At 71.0% G+C, this 15,365-nt stretch carries 15 protein-coding genes and 2 pseudogenes; 5 read left to right on the forward strand and 12 right to left on the reverse strand.

Annotation, left to right across the window (positions count from 1 at the left end):
- Positions 1-35 precede the first annotated feature (35 nt).
- The 3 genes from QQK45_RS04275 to QQK45_RS04285 all read right to left on the reverse strand — a co-directional run bounded on the left by QQK45_RS04275 (position 36) and on the right by QQK45_RS04285 (position 4,698).
- Positions 36-1,274 (reverse strand): Eco57I restriction-modification methylase domain-containing protein, encoded by a 1,239-nt coding sequence (locus QQK45_RS04275; protein ID WP_284292201.1) that lies wholly within the window; start codon positions 1,272-1,274, stop codon positions 36-38.
- A 139-nt stretch (positions 1,275-1,413) separates the two neighbouring features.
- Positions 1,414-2,736 (reverse strand): ISL3 family transposase, encoded by a 1,323-nt coding sequence (locus QQK45_RS04280; RefSeq protein WP_284292202.1) that lies wholly within the window; start codon positions 2,734-2,736, stop codon positions 1,414-1,416.
- 57 nt (positions 2,737-2,793) lie between these two features.
- Positions 2,794-4,698, reverse strand: coding sequence for a hypothetical protein (locus tag QQK45_RS04285; RefSeq protein ID WP_284295145.1), 1,905 nt, complete (start codon positions 4,696-4,698; stop codon positions 2,794-2,796).
- On the opposite strand from QQK45_RS04285, the gene QQK45_RS04290 reads away from it, so the two are divergent.
- On the forward strand, positions 4,594-4,908 hold the full coding sequence (locus tag QQK45_RS04290) for a helix-turn-helix domain-containing protein (protein ID WP_284292203.1): 315 nt from the start codon (positions 4,594-4,596) through the stop codon (positions 4,906-4,908). The genes QQK45_RS04285 and QQK45_RS04290 overlap by 105 nt on opposite strands.
- Before the next feature lie 131 nt (positions 4,909-5,039).
- Entirely contained in the window at positions 5,040-5,267 is a 228-nt protein-coding gene (locus tag QQK45_RS04295) for a hypothetical protein (protein WP_284292204.1), read from the forward strand.
- 163 nt (positions 5,268-5,430) lie between these two features.
- Here QQK45_RS04295 and QQK45_RS04300 read toward each other — a convergent pair whose 3' ends face one another.
- The 5 genes and pseudogenes from QQK45_RS04300 to QQK45_RS22895 form a co-directional block, all read right to left on the reverse strand.
- Complete coding sequence (locus QQK45_RS04300; protein WP_284292205.1) at positions 5,431-6,561, reverse strand: aminopeptidase P family protein; 1,131 nt, start codon at positions 6,559-6,561, stop codon at positions 5,431-5,433.
- Positions 6,562-6,601: 40 nt separating this feature from the next.
- Entirely contained in the window at positions 6,602-7,414 is an 813-nt protein-coding gene (locus QQK45_RS04305) for a serine hydrolase domain-containing protein (protein WP_284292206.1), read from the reverse strand.
- 50 nt (positions 7,415-7,464) lie between these two features.
- A pseudogene (locus QQK45_RS04310) lies at positions 7,465-8,549 on the reverse strand (aspartate-semialdehyde dehydrogenase).
- A gap of 14 nt (positions 8,550-8,563) precedes the next feature.
- A complete protein-coding gene (locus tag QQK45_RS04315) occupies positions 8,564-9,673 on the reverse strand; it encodes an aspartate kinase (RefSeq protein ID WP_431310222.1) in 1,110 nt (369 codons plus the stop codon).
- 20 nt (positions 9,674-9,693) lie between these two features.
- The gene (locus QQK45_RS22895) at positions 9,694-9,903 is read right to left on the reverse strand and encodes an amino acid kinase family protein (protein WP_431310223.1); all 210 of its coding nucleotides are present in this window, start codon (positions 9,901-9,903) and stop codon (positions 9,694-9,696) included.
- 103 nt (positions 9,904-10,006) lie between these two features.
- Here QQK45_RS22895 and QQK45_RS04320 point away from each other — a divergent pair, with 103 nt between their 5' ends.
- Positions 10,007-10,579 carry a GNAT family N-acetyltransferase gene (locus tag QQK45_RS04320; protein WP_284292208.1) on the forward strand — a complete coding sequence of 191 codons (573 nt, stop codon included), beginning with the start codon at positions 10,007-10,009 and terminating at the stop codon, positions 10,577-10,579.
- 19 nt (positions 10,580-10,598) lie between these two features.
- Here QQK45_RS04320 and QQK45_RS04325 read toward each other — a convergent pair whose 3' ends face one another.
- From QQK45_RS04325 to QQK45_RS04340, 4 genes and pseudogenes are all read right to left on the reverse strand, one after another.
- Complete coding sequence (locus QQK45_RS04325) at positions 10,599-11,012, reverse strand: type II toxin-antitoxin system VapC family toxin (protein WP_284292209.1); 414 nt, start codon at positions 11,010-11,012, stop codon at positions 10,599-10,601.
- On the reverse strand, positions 11,009-11,239 hold the full coding sequence (gene vapB, locus QQK45_RS04330) for a type II toxin-antitoxin system VapB family antitoxin (RefSeq protein WP_284292210.1): 231 nt from the start codon (positions 11,237-11,239) through the stop codon (positions 11,009-11,011). The genes QQK45_RS04325 and vapB overlap by 4 nt, the downstream gene beginning before the upstream one ends.
- Positions 11,240-11,318: 79 nt before the next feature.
- A pseudogene (locus QQK45_RS04335) lies at positions 11,319-12,103 on the reverse strand (sulfite exporter TauE/SafE family protein).
- On the reverse strand, positions 12,100-13,047 hold the full coding sequence (locus tag QQK45_RS04340) for an alpha/beta fold hydrolase (RefSeq protein WP_284292211.1): 948 nt from the start codon (positions 13,045-13,047) through the stop codon (positions 12,100-12,102). The pseudogene QQK45_RS04335 and the gene QQK45_RS04340 overlap by 4 nt, the downstream one beginning before the upstream one ends.
- A gap of 117 nt (positions 13,048-13,164) precedes the next feature.
- On the opposite strand from QQK45_RS04340, the gene QQK45_RS04345 reads away from it, so the two are divergent.
- Both QQK45_RS04345 and QQK45_RS04350 read left to right on the forward strand, forming a co-directional pair.
- Positions 13,165-14,196, forward strand: coding sequence for an ABC transporter ATP-binding protein (locus QQK45_RS04345; RefSeq protein WP_284292212.1), 1,032 nt, complete (start codon positions 13,165-13,167; stop codon positions 14,194-14,196).
- Positions 14,193-15,365 (forward strand): ABC transporter permease, encoded by a 1,173-nt coding sequence (locus QQK45_RS04350; RefSeq protein WP_284292214.1) that lies wholly within the window; start codon positions 14,193-14,195, stop codon positions 15,363-15,365. Before QQK45_RS04345 ends, QQK45_RS04350 begins: the two co-directional genes overlap by 4 nt.

The raw sequence follows: 15,365 nt of genomic DNA on the forward strand, positions 1-15,365 counted from the left end.
AGGGTTGACGTCGGTGAAGATCCATTCCTTCTCATTCACCGCAAAGTAGATCGTCGTCGCAGCCGACGGAAGGAGCGACAGTCGCCAAGGCGCCGAACCCTTGGTTGCGAAGGGACTTCGAGGAGGACCACGCCAATCCGCCCTTGGCTCCGAACGAGACTGGAGAACCGCCAGCAGAACGCTTTGTAGAGGTCGGGGTCCCCCGTGCCCATCCCGGGATACGGGCCGTTGAGAAGGTAGTGGCGATACCTTTCGGCAACCGCGCGCTGATTGTCGAGCTCGGCAACGAGGTCAGGGCGGGCTCGCCGCAGGACCTCGATCCTCTTGCTGGACTCGGCCGAGGAGGCAGCGCGGAGATGTGGGTCATGCATCCCCCAGAACTTGTCTTCTTCGACGGTGGCTTCCTCCCATGGCGGGTTGCCAAGGATCACGTCAAACCCCGGTCGAACTCGCCCCGGCCGGAAGGCTTCGGGGAACGCGACTGGGAAGTGGACGGGCTTCAACGAGCCGACGACCTCCCGGACATCGGCTCGCCCTCCGGCCGCGACAAGTCGCTCCCAGCCCATCGCCGCGATCTCCCGCAGGCGGAGCGCATGTACGCCACCACGTGCGGCCACGATCGCATCGAACACGCGAGCAACGGGAGCGACCTCCGCAGCAGCGTTGGCCGCGAGCTTCTCCGCCTCGAGCGTCTCAGCGACCGAGACCTCGCTGATCCGGGCCGCCCGCGCGAGCGGCTCACCGGTCGCAGCCATTGCATCCGCAATAGCGTCGCCGAAGAGGCTCTGGACCCCCGCGAACCCGCCGACCCGCTCCGGCTCCAGCGCGTCGAGCGCCTCGTCGATCGTGCCGATTCCGGTGAGTGAGTTCCCGTGGACCAGCCCGTGATCGAGGGAAGACATGGGCAGGCCGGGGACGAACGTGTGGATCCACAATGCCAGCCGCGCGAGGTCGACGGCGATCTCGTTGATGTCGACGCCGTAGATGCAGCGTCGAGCGACCTGACGGCGAAGAAGCGCCTCGTGTGTGATCTCGGGAGCATCGGCACCGCTGATCCCGACGGCTGCGAGCTTTTCGAACGCTGCGGACCGGATCCGATCGAGTTCCGCTCGCACCTCTGGGATCGGTCGGCGATCGAGGAACCCACTGATCGCTGCCGCGAGGTGGTCCACCGCAGCGACCAGGAAGTGGCCCGATCCCATCGCGATGTCAGCAACACGGAAGTCGAAGAGCGCCTCGGCGGCGTCCCCTTCCTTGCCGTCGTCGAGGAGCACCGCGACGCGGTCGAGATGTTCGGCGAGCGTGGGGTCGAGCGCCGTCTGGAGCAGGTGCTCGACCGCGAATTCCTTCGTAAAGTAGGAACCGGTGGCTTTGCGCGCCCCGGACGCATTGTGGAAGTAGACCTTTCCTGGCTCATCCCAATCGAGGGTGTAGTCGGGGTCTGAAGCCGCCGGTCTCCAGGAGGGATCTGGCGATGTAGTTGGTCAGGTTGCGGAATCCGAGGGCGGACCCGCGGAGGTGTTCGAGCCGGCCGTTCAGGGCCTCGGTCGGGCCGTTGGATGTGCCGGGCCGGTCGAAGTAGGCCAGCACGTCGGCGGCGCGCTTGGTCAGCGTCCGGCCCAGCGTGATCAACTCGGTCAGCGTCTTCGGGACGCCGGCGCTCAGGTCGGTGATGAGCTTGTCCATCAGCTCGCGGCCACGGCGACGATCTTCGTGGCGGTAGGCGGTGATCATGCGTTGGTAGATGCCCCAGGTCGCTTCGACCTCGACGTGTTGGTCGTCGGTGAACAGGGCAGTGATCCGCTCGACCTGACGGTCGGTGAGCAGGCCGGCGCCGGTGTGCAGGGTCCGCCTGGTCTTGTAGAGCGGGTCGTCCTTGAACCCGCGGTGGCCAAGGATCCGCAGCTGGACGCGTCGCCGACACCGGTCGAGGGCGTCGCCGGCCAGCCGCACGACGTGGAAGGGATCCATCACTGCGACCGCGTCCGGGACCTCCTCAGCGGCGGCTGTCTTGAACCCGGTGAACCCGTCCATCGCAACGACCTCCACGCCGTCACGCCACGCCTTCGCCCTGGCCGCGAGCCAGGTCTTGAACGCGGACTTGGAACGGCCGGCGACCATGTCCAGCAACCGCGCGGGCCCGGTGCCGTCGCGGACCGGGGTGAGGTCGATGACCACGGTCACGTACTTGTCACCCCGCCTGGTGTGCCTCCACACGTGCTCATCGACGCCGATCACGGCCACACCCTCGAACCGGGCCGGGTCATCGATCAGGACACGCTGCCCTTCGCCCAGAACGGCGTCGTTCGCGGTGTCCCACGCGACTCCGAGACCTTCGGCGACACGGGCCACGGTCAGGTGCTGCACGACGATCCCTTCCAGCGCCCACCGCAGCCCGGCTCGCGACAACTTCGCGCGCGGTTCGGCCGCCGCGGTGGTGTCTTGTCGCCACACGTGTCCGCACTCGCGGCACCGGTAGCGGCGCACGAGGACTTCGAGGACGGTCGGGCGCCAGCCCAGCGGCTCGTGCGCGAGTCGCCGAACCACGCTGTCACGTGCAAGACCTTCCCCGCCGCAGCGGCGGCACCAGCGGTCGGGCTCGACAACGCGGCACGCGAGGACGGCACGGTCGAGCTCAAGGCGCTGGCCGACCACAACCAGGCCGAGGCCGTCGAGTCGGGCGAAGGTCGTCAGGTCGGGGTGGCCGAATCCAGCCGGCGGGGTAGCGTCAAGCACGTCGAGGTCTTCCAGATGGTGAGCGTCAGAACTTCCATCTTCGGGAGACCTCGACACCTACCCGCGGACCGACGCGCCAGCCCGACCTACACCCTCATCTGGGAAGAGCCCCTTTCCTGCCGGGACGATCACCTCGTCGCCCGGCTTCGCGGGCACGTACGCATCGTTCTTGTCGAGCGTCAGGTCTGTCGGCGCGAGCGAGAGCGACGACTCGAGCAGCCCCTCGTAGATCGTTCCGAACTCACGCACCGACAGGGCCTGAAAGTCCACCGGGCCGAGCGTCCCGTCACGACCGGTGTCGACCAGCAGCGCCACGAGCGCCGGCTCGATCTCCCGGTTGCTCAGCGTGATGCCGGCGAGCTCCCGGCCTGGACCGGAGTCCTGGCGGAACAGGGCACCGCCATACTCCGGCACGCCCCAGCTGACGTGACCGTGGTAGACGCCGTCCCCGATCGATGTCAGGTCGTCCCAGACGTCGGTCGCGTGACCGTCATACCTGGGAGTCACGCCATCGCGGAGCTGATCCGCGTAGCCGATTGCCCGAGTCTTCAAGGATATCCGTGTATACACGGCCCCCGCGGGAGTGCGAAGGCCGTAGGGAAGGAGGCCGCGGTCCTCCGCGTAGGCGACGAAGAGCAATCGGAACAGCACGACGAGCGTGTGGTGGTAGGCATCGTCGAGCCCCTTCTCGTCCAGCTTTCCGAGCTTCGCGGCGATCGTCTCGGAGAGGTCCGGGATGACGTCGCGGTAGATCCGCTCTCGCAACCGCTCGCCAAGGCTCGTGGCATGCTCGCGCGAGTCACGCAGAATGTCCCCCGCGGTACCGCCGACTTCGAGCGCTTGCGGCGTGAGCAGGAGCCACACGTAGGCGAGACTGTCGTCGTCGAGTAGATTGACGGTGAGCTCGGTGAAGGATGCAGCTCCCGTGCGTGTCACGCCGACGTCCGGATCGGCCGCATAGAGTCGAACTGTCGCACCGCGAACGGCCAGCACCCAGGGAAGCTCCTGCTGGCGGGCGACCTCCAGCCCGTGCTCAACCGGCGATACGCCGAGACCATAGCGGAACGCGGGACGATCGAAGACCTCATCCCCCTCGAGCAGCACTGCGACAGCACGATCGCGTTCGCGCCCCTGGGGCCGGAGCAGCAGATCACCGCCCGCCGGCGTGATCGCCCAGCCGAGCGCACGCAGCAAGTCCTCGCCGCGCGTTCCGCGCACCACTCGGGCCGATGAGGCGGCTTCGCCCCAGTCGCTTCGCTCCGGTGTGTTCACCTCGAGCGCGTGCGATGCGAACAGGCCCTTGTTACGCAGCCCCTGTACGCCGCCCTCTGCGATCTCGAAGAGGCCGGTCATCAGCTCCTGGGCCTCATGGACGGCCGCGGCGTCGAGCGCCTCCGCAAGGCGGCGCTCGATGAGTGACAGCTCGAGATCGGCGACAGAGCCGTCGTCGTAGAGGCCGACGACCTCCGCACGGTCTTCACCTTCGGAGCCGGGGTAGATGACGACCAGCAGGACACCAGTCGACCGTCCACGGTGCCGCTCGTTCCACAATCGCCGAGCGTCCGCCTTGGTCGGCTTCGACTCCGCATGTGCCACTGCGACCTCGAGCGCTCGACCCGAAGCTGGACTGTAGTACCCGAGCGGCTTCAGCCCGGCGACAACCTCGCCGTCCACCGCCCAGTGACGCCGCCGGAAGTCCGCCAGGAACGAGTCGGAAGCTGGCATAGCGGTGTCCCCCAAAGGTGGTGCGCGAGGCTGAAGGGACCGCATCAGCACGGCCTCCCGCCCGGAGGCTAGCCACGCTAATACCGTGTTTACAAGGCTGACGCGCCGTGCATACCCGGCGAGGGTGAACAGGTGCCCCAGGAATCGCAGCTCGAGCGTCGGCTTGCCGACGCCCTTGCCGATCGGCTGCGTGCCTTGCGCGCGGCAGCGGGGCTGACGCAGGAACAGGTCGCCCACCAGGCAGGCATGAACCGCAACCACTACCAGCTCCTCGAGTCCGGCCTGTCAGACCGGACTAAACGAACGCCCGCGAACCCCCGCCTCTCGACGCTCGTAGCCCTCTGCGACGTGTACGGCACATCTGTCCCGGCCTTCGTGATCGACATCTTCCAGAACCGTCCCGGTGGGATCACGATCGAGGTCCCCGAGCCGCGCCGCTCACACTGAGTCACGTCGCGCCAGCGGACGCCGCGTCCGGCCGGCGCTGTGTGACGCGAACGCCGTTGGGGACCGGAATCAACAGGCGGCAACACCAACGAGTGCGGGACTCTGGTGCCATCGATCGAGAGGAGCGCATCATGCCCACCCCCGAGTACCCCAACCCCGCGTGGTTTGACCTCCCCGAGTCGGAGCGCGTGATCTACCTGAGCCCCGAAGAAGCGGACCGGCTCGAAGCCGTTCTCGACGAGGAACCCCGCGTCATCCCCGAGCTCGCGGCGGCCATCCGCAAGGTGCGCGAGCAGTTCCCGGCGTTCGCGGTCGACCGCACGCGGTCTGACGATGAAGGGCCTGACACTGCAGGCTGAGCATCATTCGGCCGCGAGATTGAAGGCTGAGGCCGCCTCAACCTTCAATCGCGGGCGGCCCAGACGTGCCTGTGTCCCGATAGGTAAAGAATGGCGCCCGATTTTTACACGTCCGAGCGACGTGTCAACGAGCTTTACCTATCCCCGCGACCGCCACCGAGGCCTACCTCACCACCCGCAGCCCGTGGTCGGTGTTGTTCAGCCGCCGGACGCCGTCGTCGGTGACGGTGACGATGTCCTCGATCCGCACCCCGAACTCCCCGGCCAGGTAGACGCCGGGCTCGACGGAGAAGCACATCCCCGGCACGAGCGGCTGAGTCTCGCCCTCGACCATGTACGGCGGTTCGTGGGTGGTGACGCCGATGCCGTGCCCGGTCCGGTGGAGGAACTGCGGCCCGTACCCGGCCTCGGAGATGACGGCTCGCGCGGCTCGGTCGATGTCCTGGCACGCCACCCCCGGCCGGACGGCGTCGACCCCGGCCTGCTGGGCGGCGCGCACGACGTCGTGCACCTCCTGCTGCTTGGCGCTCGGCTCCCCGACGCTCACGGTGCGCGTGGTGTCGGACCCGTACCCGTACCGGAGCCCGCCGAAGTCCAGCACCACCAGGTCGCCGTCGGCGATGACCCGCGAACCCGCCTCGTGGTGCGGGTTCGCGCCGTTCGGTCCCGACCCGACGACCGTGAAGTCGACCTGCTCGTGCCCGAACTGCCGCAGCAGGTCGGCGAGGTCCGCCGCGACCTCCGTCTCCCGTCGACCGGCGAAGCGCACGCCGACGATCTCCTCGTACGCGTGGTCCGCGGCCTCCCCGGCCGCCGCGAGCCGAATCAGCTCGTCGGGACCCTTCACGGCCCGCAGCATCGGCAGCCCCTCGGTCAGCGCGACGTACGACGAGCCGGGCAAGGAAGCCTGCAGCCCGAGCAGGTGCAGCGCCCACGCCGAGTCGGACACCCCGTAGCGACCGGTGGCCCGGAGCAGGCCCGACGCCGCAGCGTACGGGTCGTCGCCGTCCGCCCAGTCGGCGAAGGTCACGGCCGGTGCACCCGCGGAAGCCTCGGCGTCGCCCCGCTCGAGCCTCGGCACGAGCAGCGACGGGGACCGGTCCGGGGTGAGCGCGAGCAGCGTCAGCCGCTCGGTGATCGCGGTCGGCTGGTATCCCGTGAGCCACACGAGGTCGGGGCCGGGCGTGACGAGGACGCCGTCGAGACCGGCGTCGACGGCCTCACGCAGCGCGCGCTGCTGGCGCGCCGCGAAGTCGTCGGCGGTGAACGGAACCGGTGCTGCGTCATCGGACATGGTGACCTCCCGGCACCAGCAAACCACCCCCGCCCGAGCGTCACCCGCCGTGCGCGGTGAGGACCTCCTCGTTCAGCACGGGCCACAGCACGCCGTGGATCTCGGACCGGAACGAGCGGGCGCCGAGGAACGCGGCCACCAGGCCGGCCTCGGGGTCCACCCAGACGAAGCTGCCCGACTGGCCGAAGTGCCCGAAGGTCGCCGGGGAGTTGGAGGCCGCGGTCCAGTGCGGCGACTTGTGGTCCCGGATCTCATAGCCGAGGCCCCAGTCGTTGTGCTCCTGACGCCCGAACCCTGGCAGGACCCCGCTCAGGCCGGGAAACGCGACGGTGCGGGCCGTCTCGCCGAGCTCGGCGGAGATCAGGGTGGGCGTGAGCATCTCGAGGCCGAGCGCGAGGACGTCGTAGGTGGAGCCGCTCGCGGCGTGGGCGGGGCTGCCGTCGAAGACCACGCTCGTCATCTCGAGCGGCTCGAGCACGGCCTCCCGGGTCCACCGGGCGAACGACATCCCGACGGCCGCGGCGACGTGCTCCCCGAGGACCTCGAAGCCCTGGTTGGAGTAGACCCTCCGCAGCCCCGGTCGCTGCAGCACGGCACCGGCCTCGAACGGCAAGCCGGAGGCGTGCGCGAGCAGGTGCCGCACGGTGGAGCCCTCGGGGCCGGCGGGGTCGTCCAGGGAGACCTTGCCCTGGTCCACCGCCACCAGCGCGGCCAGCGCCGCGAGCGGTTTGGTGACCGACTTCCAGGCGAACACCCGCTCGACGTCGCCGTCGTCCGAAAGCACCTCGTGCGCCGAGGAGACGGCGAGCGCCACGGGGAAGTCGAACCGGTCGAGGGTGGGGTAGGAACCCATGGGCTCAGCCTGCCATGCGCGCTCGCGCACCCCGCCGTCGAGCGCCAGGTTCAGGTCGAGGCGGGCTCCCGCAGCCGCTCGGCCACGAGCTCCGCGATCTGCACCGCGTTGAGCGCGGCACCCTTGCGCAGGTTGTCGTTGGACACGAACAGCACGAGCCCGCGCCCGTCGGGCACGGACTGGTCTCGCCGGATCCGCCCGACGAACGACGGGTCCTGACCGGCGGCGGCGAGCGGCGTCGGCACGTCGGCGAGCGCGACCCCGGGTGCGCCGTCGAGCAGCTCGCGCGCCTCGGCGGGCGTGATCGGCCGCGCGAACTCCGCGTGGATCGCGAGCGAGTGCCCCGTGAACACGGGCACGCGCACGCACGTCCCGGCGACGGGCAGGTCGGGGAGCCCGAGGATCTTGCGGGACTCGTTGCGGAGCTTCTTCTCCTCGTCGGTCTCGCCCTCGCCGTCGTCGACGATCGACCCGGCGAGCGGGATGACGTCGAACGCGATGGGCGCGACGAACTTCTGGGGCTCCGGCAGCGTCACGGCCGACCCGTCGTGGACCAGCCCGACGAGGTCCTGGCCCTCGGCAGCGGCGAGCTGCGAGCGCAGCTCCTCGACGGCGGCGAGCCCGCCCCCGACACGGCCTGGTAGGTGGCGATGACGAGCCGCTCGAGCCCGGCGGCGTCCGCGAGCGGCTTGAGCACGGGCATGGCGGCCATCGTGGTGCAGTTCGGGTTCGCGACGATCCCCCTGCGGGCCTCGCCGAGCGCGTCGGGGTTGACCTCGGACACGACGAGCGGCACGTCGGGGTCCATGCGCCACGCGGACGAGTTGTCGATGACGACGGCGCCCGCCTCAGCGAACCGCGGCGCGTGCTCCTTCGACGTCCCGCCACCGGCGGAGAAGATCGCGACGTCGATGCCGCGCAGGTCCTCGGTGGGGGTGTCGGGCGTCGACTCGACGACGACCTCCTCGCCCTTCCACGGCAGCGTCGTGCCCGCGGAGCGCGGGGAGGCCAAGTAGCGGATCTTCGCGACGGGGAAGTCACGCTCGTCGAGCAGGCGGCGCAGCACGCCACCCACCTGCCCGGTCGCGCCGACGACGGCGACGGTCAGTCCGCCTGCGAGGTTCGGGTTGCTCATGGTCCTGGCTCCCTTCAGCGGCCGGTGCCGCCGTAGACGACGGCCTCGGAGTCGGCGGCGTCCAGGTCGAACGCGGAGTGCACGGCGCGGACGGCGTCGTCGAGGTCGTCGGCACGGGTCACGACGGAGATGCGGATCTCCGACGTGGAGATCATCTCGATGTTGATGCCCGTGTCGCGCAGTGCCCCGAAGAGCTTCGCGGAGACGCCGGGGTGCGACTTCATGCCCGCGCCGACGAGCGACAGCTTGCCGATCTGGTCGTCGTACTGGAGCGAGTCGAACCCGATCTCGCCCTGGATCGCGGTGAGCGCCGTCATCGCGACGGCCCCGTCCCCCTCGGGGAGCGTGAACGAGATGTCGGTGAGGCCGGTGCGGGCCACGGACACGTTCTGGACGATCATGTCGATGTTCGCGCCCGACCCCGCGACGACCTCGAAGATGCGGGCCGCGGTGCCGGGGACGTCGGGCACGCCGACGACGGTGATCTTGGCCTCGGAACGGTCGTGCGCGACGCCGGAGATGATCGGGGCTTCCATGACGAGCTCCTCGGGGACGAGGTCGGAGGGTGCCCTCAGGACGGGGGCGGAGGGGTCGAGGGTCGCGGCGGAAACGGCGCCGTACGCGTTCGCGCTGACGAACGTGCCCTCCTTCGCGGAGAACGACGACCGGACGTGGATGGGAACGCCGTACCGGCGCCCGTACTCGACGCTACGCAGCGCAAGGACCTTGGCGCCCGACGCCGCGAGCTCGAGCATCTCCTCGTACGTGATGCGGCTGATCTTGCGGGCGCTGGAGACGATGCGCGGGTCGGCGGTGAACACGCCGTCGACGTCCGTGTAGATCTCGCAGACGTCGGCGTCGAGGCCGGCCGCGAGCGCCACGGCGGTCGTGTCGGAGCCGCCGCGACCGAGCGTCGTGACGTCGTTGGTCGACTCGGTGACCCCCTGGAACCCGGCGACGATCGCGACCTGGCCGCGCTCGACGGTCTCGCGGATGCGGTGCGGGACGACGTCGACGATCCGCGCCTTGCCGTGCACGGCGTCCGTGATGACGCCGGCCTGCTGGCCGGTGAACGACTTGGCCTTGACCCCGAGGTTGTTGATCGCCATCGCGAGGAGGGACATCGAGATCCGCTCGCCGGCGGTCAGGAGGATGTCGAGCTCGCGCTGCGGGGGAAGGGGGTGACCTGCTGGGCGAGGTCGAGGAGCTCGTCCGTCGTGTCGCCCATGGCCGAGACCACGACGACCACGTCGTTCCCGGCCCTCCGGGTCGCCGCGATGCGCTTCGCGACCCGCTTGATTCCTTCGGCGTTCGCCACCGACGAACCGCCGTACTTCTGCACGACAAGTGCCACTGTCTGCTCCAATGTCGCCGGCCTCCGTCTCTTTCAACGGCCCGCCGGGGCGTGTGATGCGTGAGCCATGCTACCGGGTCGCGCTCGTCGGCATACTGCCTCCATGGATCGCACCGGAGCGCCACGGGAGTCCACCGTCCACGAGAAGGGGCGCCTGCGCCTGCGTCCGTGGCACGTCGAGGACGCCGTGTTCCACCGTGCGCTCTGGTTGGAGCGCGACCTTCGCGTCCCGGCGCACCGTCGCGTCGGTGCCGACGGTCGGCCCACGGTCGCCGACCTCGAGGGCTGGATCCGCCGCTACGTCCCGGAGCCGGCACCCGGCCTGCTCGTCGTGGAGCTGCGGGGCTCGGGCGAGCCCATCGGGTATTGCGGCCTCGTCGCCAACAGCGTCGGTCGGCCCGACGAGCCGGAGCTGGCGTTCGAGTTCCTGCGCTCGTCCTGGAACCAGGGATTCGCGACCGAGGCGTCGCGCGCCATGCTCGAGCTCGCGGGCAGCGTGGGGTACCGGCAGCTCGCGTCGACGGTGCGCGACTGGAACGGCGCGTCCCTGCGGGTGCTCGAGAAGCTCGGGTTCGTACGCACGGGCCAGGTGGAGCGCGACGCCGACCATGGCGACTCACTGCTGCTGCGGTTGAACCTCCGTCATGGTGATGCGGACGCACCCGACCCGACGTGAGACGCGGGACGGCGGCGTGTCAGTGATCGCGCCAGTCGACGACCCGTAGCCCGTCGACGCGCGAGAGCTCTCGCACGTTCCCCGTCACGAGCACCGCCCCGACGGACCGCGCGTGCCCCGCGATGAGGACGTCGCCGCCGCCGATCGGGGTACCCGCAGCGGCGAGCGCACCGCGGATCTCCCCGGCGTGCGCTGCCGCGACGGCGTCGAACGGGAGGACGTCGAGGAACGCGAGAAACTCGTCCACGGCCGCTCGGTTCGACGACGGAGCGCTCGATCGCGCCGCCCCGTACTGGAGCTCGGCGACCGTCATGGCGGAGACCGCGAGAGCGTCGTCGTGCTCGGAGAATCGCTGCAGCAGGACCGGCGACCGCGATCGAAGGGCGTCGATGACGACGTCGGTGTCGAGCACGAAGCGCTGCCGAGCCGTCACCAGGTGCGCTCCTGGGTCTCGGGCTGGTCCCGGTGCGACATGAAGTCCGTCGAGACCTCGAGCCCGTGAGCGAACCAGAACTCCCACCGCCGTCGCGCCGGGACGATGACCCGCGCGTCCCCGACGGCGACGATCTCGACCTCGTGCACGTCGTCGGGCAGCGCGACGGCCTTGGGCAGCCTCACCGCCTGGGTGCGGTTGCTGTGGAACACCGTGGTCGTCACCATGACGCCTCCCCGGATCGATGGGATATACGTCAAGGATATACGCGCCCAGACCCCGTGCTCGGCAGCAGGAGGTGGGCGCTCAGGCGTGCAGCAGGTCCCAGCCCAGCTTGCAGATCAGCGTCCCCACGACGACGACGAACACCACGCGCACGAACGCGCTCCCCTTCGCGACGGCCGTCCTCGCCCCCAGGTACCCGCCGCACAGGTTGGCGACGCCGACCATGAGCCCGAGCCCCCAGACGACCGCCCCGTAGGGCACGAAGAACAGCAGCGCGCCGAGGTTGGTCGCGAAGTTGGCGATCTTCGCGATCGCCGACGCCGGGAGGAACGCGTACCCGAGGACGCTCACGCACGCGAGCACGAGGAACGTCCCGGTGCCGGGCCCGAGGAGGCCGTCGTAGACGCCGATCACCAGGCCGATCCCGACCGCCGCCCAGCGGTGCCCGTTGCCCGACCACCGCAGCTCGGTGTGCGTCCCGAGCCGCGGCCGGGCGAGCGTGTAGACCAGCACGGCGACGAGCACGACCAGGATCACGGGCTTGAACGCGGACGCCGGGATGTGGGACGCGAGCGCCGCTCCCCGAACGCCCCGACGAGCGCGGTCGCAGCCATCGGCGCAGCGGTCCGCAGGTCCGGCCCGACCCGGCGGTAGTACGTCGCTGCCGAGACCGAGGTCCCCATGATCGCGGCGAGCTTGTTGGTCGCGAGCGCCTGCACGGGGCTGATCCCGGGCACGAGGAGCAACACCGGGAGCTGGACGAGCCCGCCGCCCCCGACGACCGCGTCGACCCAGCCCGCGACGAACCCGCCCACGACGACGAGCACGATCGTCCAGGTGTCGAGGTCGAGCCCTCCGAGCGTCACGACGTCGCGTCGGCCCAGAACGCCGACCACGCCTCGGCCGTCGCGGCGGGCTGGTCCACCTGCGCGCTGTGCCCGGCCCCCGGCACGACGGTGTAGCGCGCGCCGAGCCGCTCGGCCATGTCGCGCTGCCACGCGACCGGCCAGGCGTCGTCGGCGTCACCGTGGACGACGTGCACCGGGATCCCGTGGGCGCGCGTGACGGCGGCGAGGTCGTCGGTCGTGTCGGGGACGGTCTGGAGGGTGAGCAGCCCGACCTCGAGGCCGGGCAGCGCGGCGTCGGCGAGGCGGGCGGTCGCGAACCGGGCAGCCGCGTCCAGACCCTCGAGCCCCGTCCCGACGGCGGCCCGCGCGAGCGCGACCTGCTCGTGCAGCGTGGCGAGGGCCTGCTCCTCGGTCGCGGGGCGGTCGTCGGGCAGGTCGTCCGTGAGCGCCCAGCCGCGCGGGCCCGAGCAGAACATCGTGTAGCTGGCGAACGGGGTCGCGTCGGCGAGCACCGCGGCGCGCGTCACGATGCCGCCGTAGCTGTGCCCGAGCAGGTGGAGCGGGAGGCCCGGGGCGATCCCGGCGCGGACGAGCGCGGCGACGTCGAGTACGTCGCGGCCCTCGAGCTCGACGGCGTAGTCCTCGCGACCGCCCAGCGCGACCGAGTCGGGCTGGCCGCGCCGCGAGTGCGCGACCACGAGCCAGCCGGCGTCGGCGAGCGGACGCAGCACGGGCAGGAAGTCCTCCTTCGAGCCCGTGAAGCCGGGCACCAGCAGGACGGCGCCGCGCGCCGGACCGTCGGGAGCGGCGACGAGCGCGGTCAGCCGCCCGACGGGGACGTCCAGCCCGACCACGGCCACGCCGTCGGGCACGGGGAGGTCGCCGTAGGGCGGGACCGGAGGAAGCCCGGCCGCCCAGGCGGCAACGGGGGCGGGGTCGGTGACGGCGTCGTCGAGGCTCACGCACGGAAGCCTAAGAGACCGGCCCGCCCGACCAGTCCGACAACCGGCGCGAACCGTGCACCGAACCTCCACCGTTGCGCGTCCACAGGAAACGCTCAACGACGGTAGATTCCCCGCATGTCACGCGCCGATGCGTCGCCTCCCGCCCCGCCCGCCCCTCTTCCGGACCGCACGGGCTCGCCCGGTGACGCGACGTCGGACGGCATCGTCGCCGTCGGCGTCCGCCGCAGCTTCGGGTCGGTGCGCGCGGTCGACTCGATCACGTTCACGGCACGCCCCGGCCGGGTGACGGCGCTCGTCGGGCCGAACGGCGCGGGCAAGACGACGCTCCTCCTGATGCTCGCGGGACTCCTCGTCCCGGACGCAGGCACGATCCGGGTCGCAGGCCACGACCCCGTGACGGAGAACGTCGGTGTCCGGGCGGGCACGGGCTGGATGCCCGACACGTTCGGCACCTGGGACTCGCTGACCGCGCGCGAGGTGCTGGTGACCGTCGGCGCGGCGTACTTCCTCGGTGCCGACCAGGCTCGGAAGCGGGCCGACGAGCTGCTCCGCACCGTCCACCTGGACGACCTCGCGGACGCGCCGGCGCGCGTGCTGTCGCGCGGGCAGAAGCAGCGGCTCGGGCTGGCGCGGGCGCTCGTGCACGACCCGCGGGTGCTGCTGCTCGACGAGCCGGCCTCAGGCCTGGACCCCCGCTCTCGCGTGGACCTGCGCGTCCTGCTGCGCCGGCTGGCGTCCGAGGGGCGGACGGTCCTCGTGTCGAGCCACGTGCTGACCGAGCTCGACGAGCTCGCCGACGACGCAGTGTTCGTCTCCCACGGCCGCACGGTGCGCGAGTCGTCGCTCGCGTCCGCGACCGGTGAGCGTCGGACGTGGCGGCTCCGCGCCCTCGACCCCGCCGTCCTCACCGCGTGGCTCGAGGACACCGGGGTGTCGTTCCGCCGGGCCGCCGACGCCGCGAGCGACGAGCCGGGCCTCTCGACCGCCCCCGACGACGGATCGGTCCACGTCGACCTGGACGACGACGAGTCCGCGGCCGGCCTGGTCCGTGCCGCGGTCCTCGCGGGCGTCCCGCTGGTGTCGGTCGCGCCCGCGAACGGCGCGTTGGAACAGGTCTACCTGTCGCTCGAGGAGGAACGTCGATGAGCCACGTCGTCGAGGTCACGCCGGAGCCGGGCGAGGCACCGACCGCCCCGGAGCCGCACCGAGCACCCCGGCCCTCGGAGACCTGGAGGCTGCGGTGGCACGGCGTACGCACGGTCGTCGCGCTCGAGCTGCGCCAACGCGTCCGGTCCGCGCGATGGCGGGTCGCGCTCGGGGCGTGGTTCGTCGTCTGCGGGCTCGTCACCTGGCTGACGTTCCAGGCGTCGGCGCAGATCGTCGGCCCCGGCTACGTCGGGTACGCAGACTACGACACGGATGACGGCTTCGGCTCCAGCCTGGACGTGACGTTCCACGTGCCCCGCGGCCCGCTGATCTTCGGCCTCATCGTCTTCTTCGTGCTGCTCGCGGGCTTCCTCGTCGCACCGACGCTGAGCGCGGGTGCGATCAACGGGGACCGGGACGCGGGCACGCTCGCGACCCTGCAGGTCACGCTCCTCAGCCCGGCCGAGATCGCGATCGGCAAGCTGCTCGCGGGCTGGGCGGCCGCGGTCGCGTTCCTCGTGGTCGCGCTGCCGTTCGTCATCGTGTCGCTCGCTGCGGGCGGTGTCCGGGTCGTGTCGCTCGCCGTCACCCTCGTGCTCCTCGTCGTGCTGCTGGGCGTGGTGTGCGCGATCGGCCTCGGCTTCTCCGCGCTCGTCTCCCGCACGACGGCGTCCGCGCTGCTCACGTACCTGACCGTCCTCGCCCTCACCGTCGGCACGGTGATCCTCTTCGCGCTGACGTTCCCGCTGATCACACAGACCGACGACGTGCCGACCTACGAGTCGTCCGCCGTCGACGGCGCCTCGTGCACCTGGACGACCGAGACCACGTCGCGTGCCCACACCGAGCGGACCTGGTGGCTGCTCGCGGCGAATCCGTTCGTCGTCGTCGCTGATGCTGCGCCGGCTGCACCTGCCGCGGCCCGCTACGGCGTTCCCGACCCCCTCGGCGCGATCCGGGACGGCGTGCGCGAGGCCCGCAACGGACCGGCGGCCCGCGAGGACTGGTGCGGCGACGCCTCGGTCGCGGAGACGAAGGGCTCCACGGCGCCCGTGTGGCCGTGGGGCCTGGGCGTGGACCTGCTGCTGGGCGTGGGGGCCGTCTGGCTCACGGTCAGGCGCCTGCGGATCCCGCAGGGCACGCTTCCCCGGGGCACACGCGTGGCCTGA

Source organism: Luteimicrobium album (assembly GCF_030161555.1).
Taxonomy (GTDB): Bacteria; Actinomycetota; Actinomycetes; order Actinomycetales; family Cellulomonadaceae; genus Luteimicrobium; species Luteimicrobium album.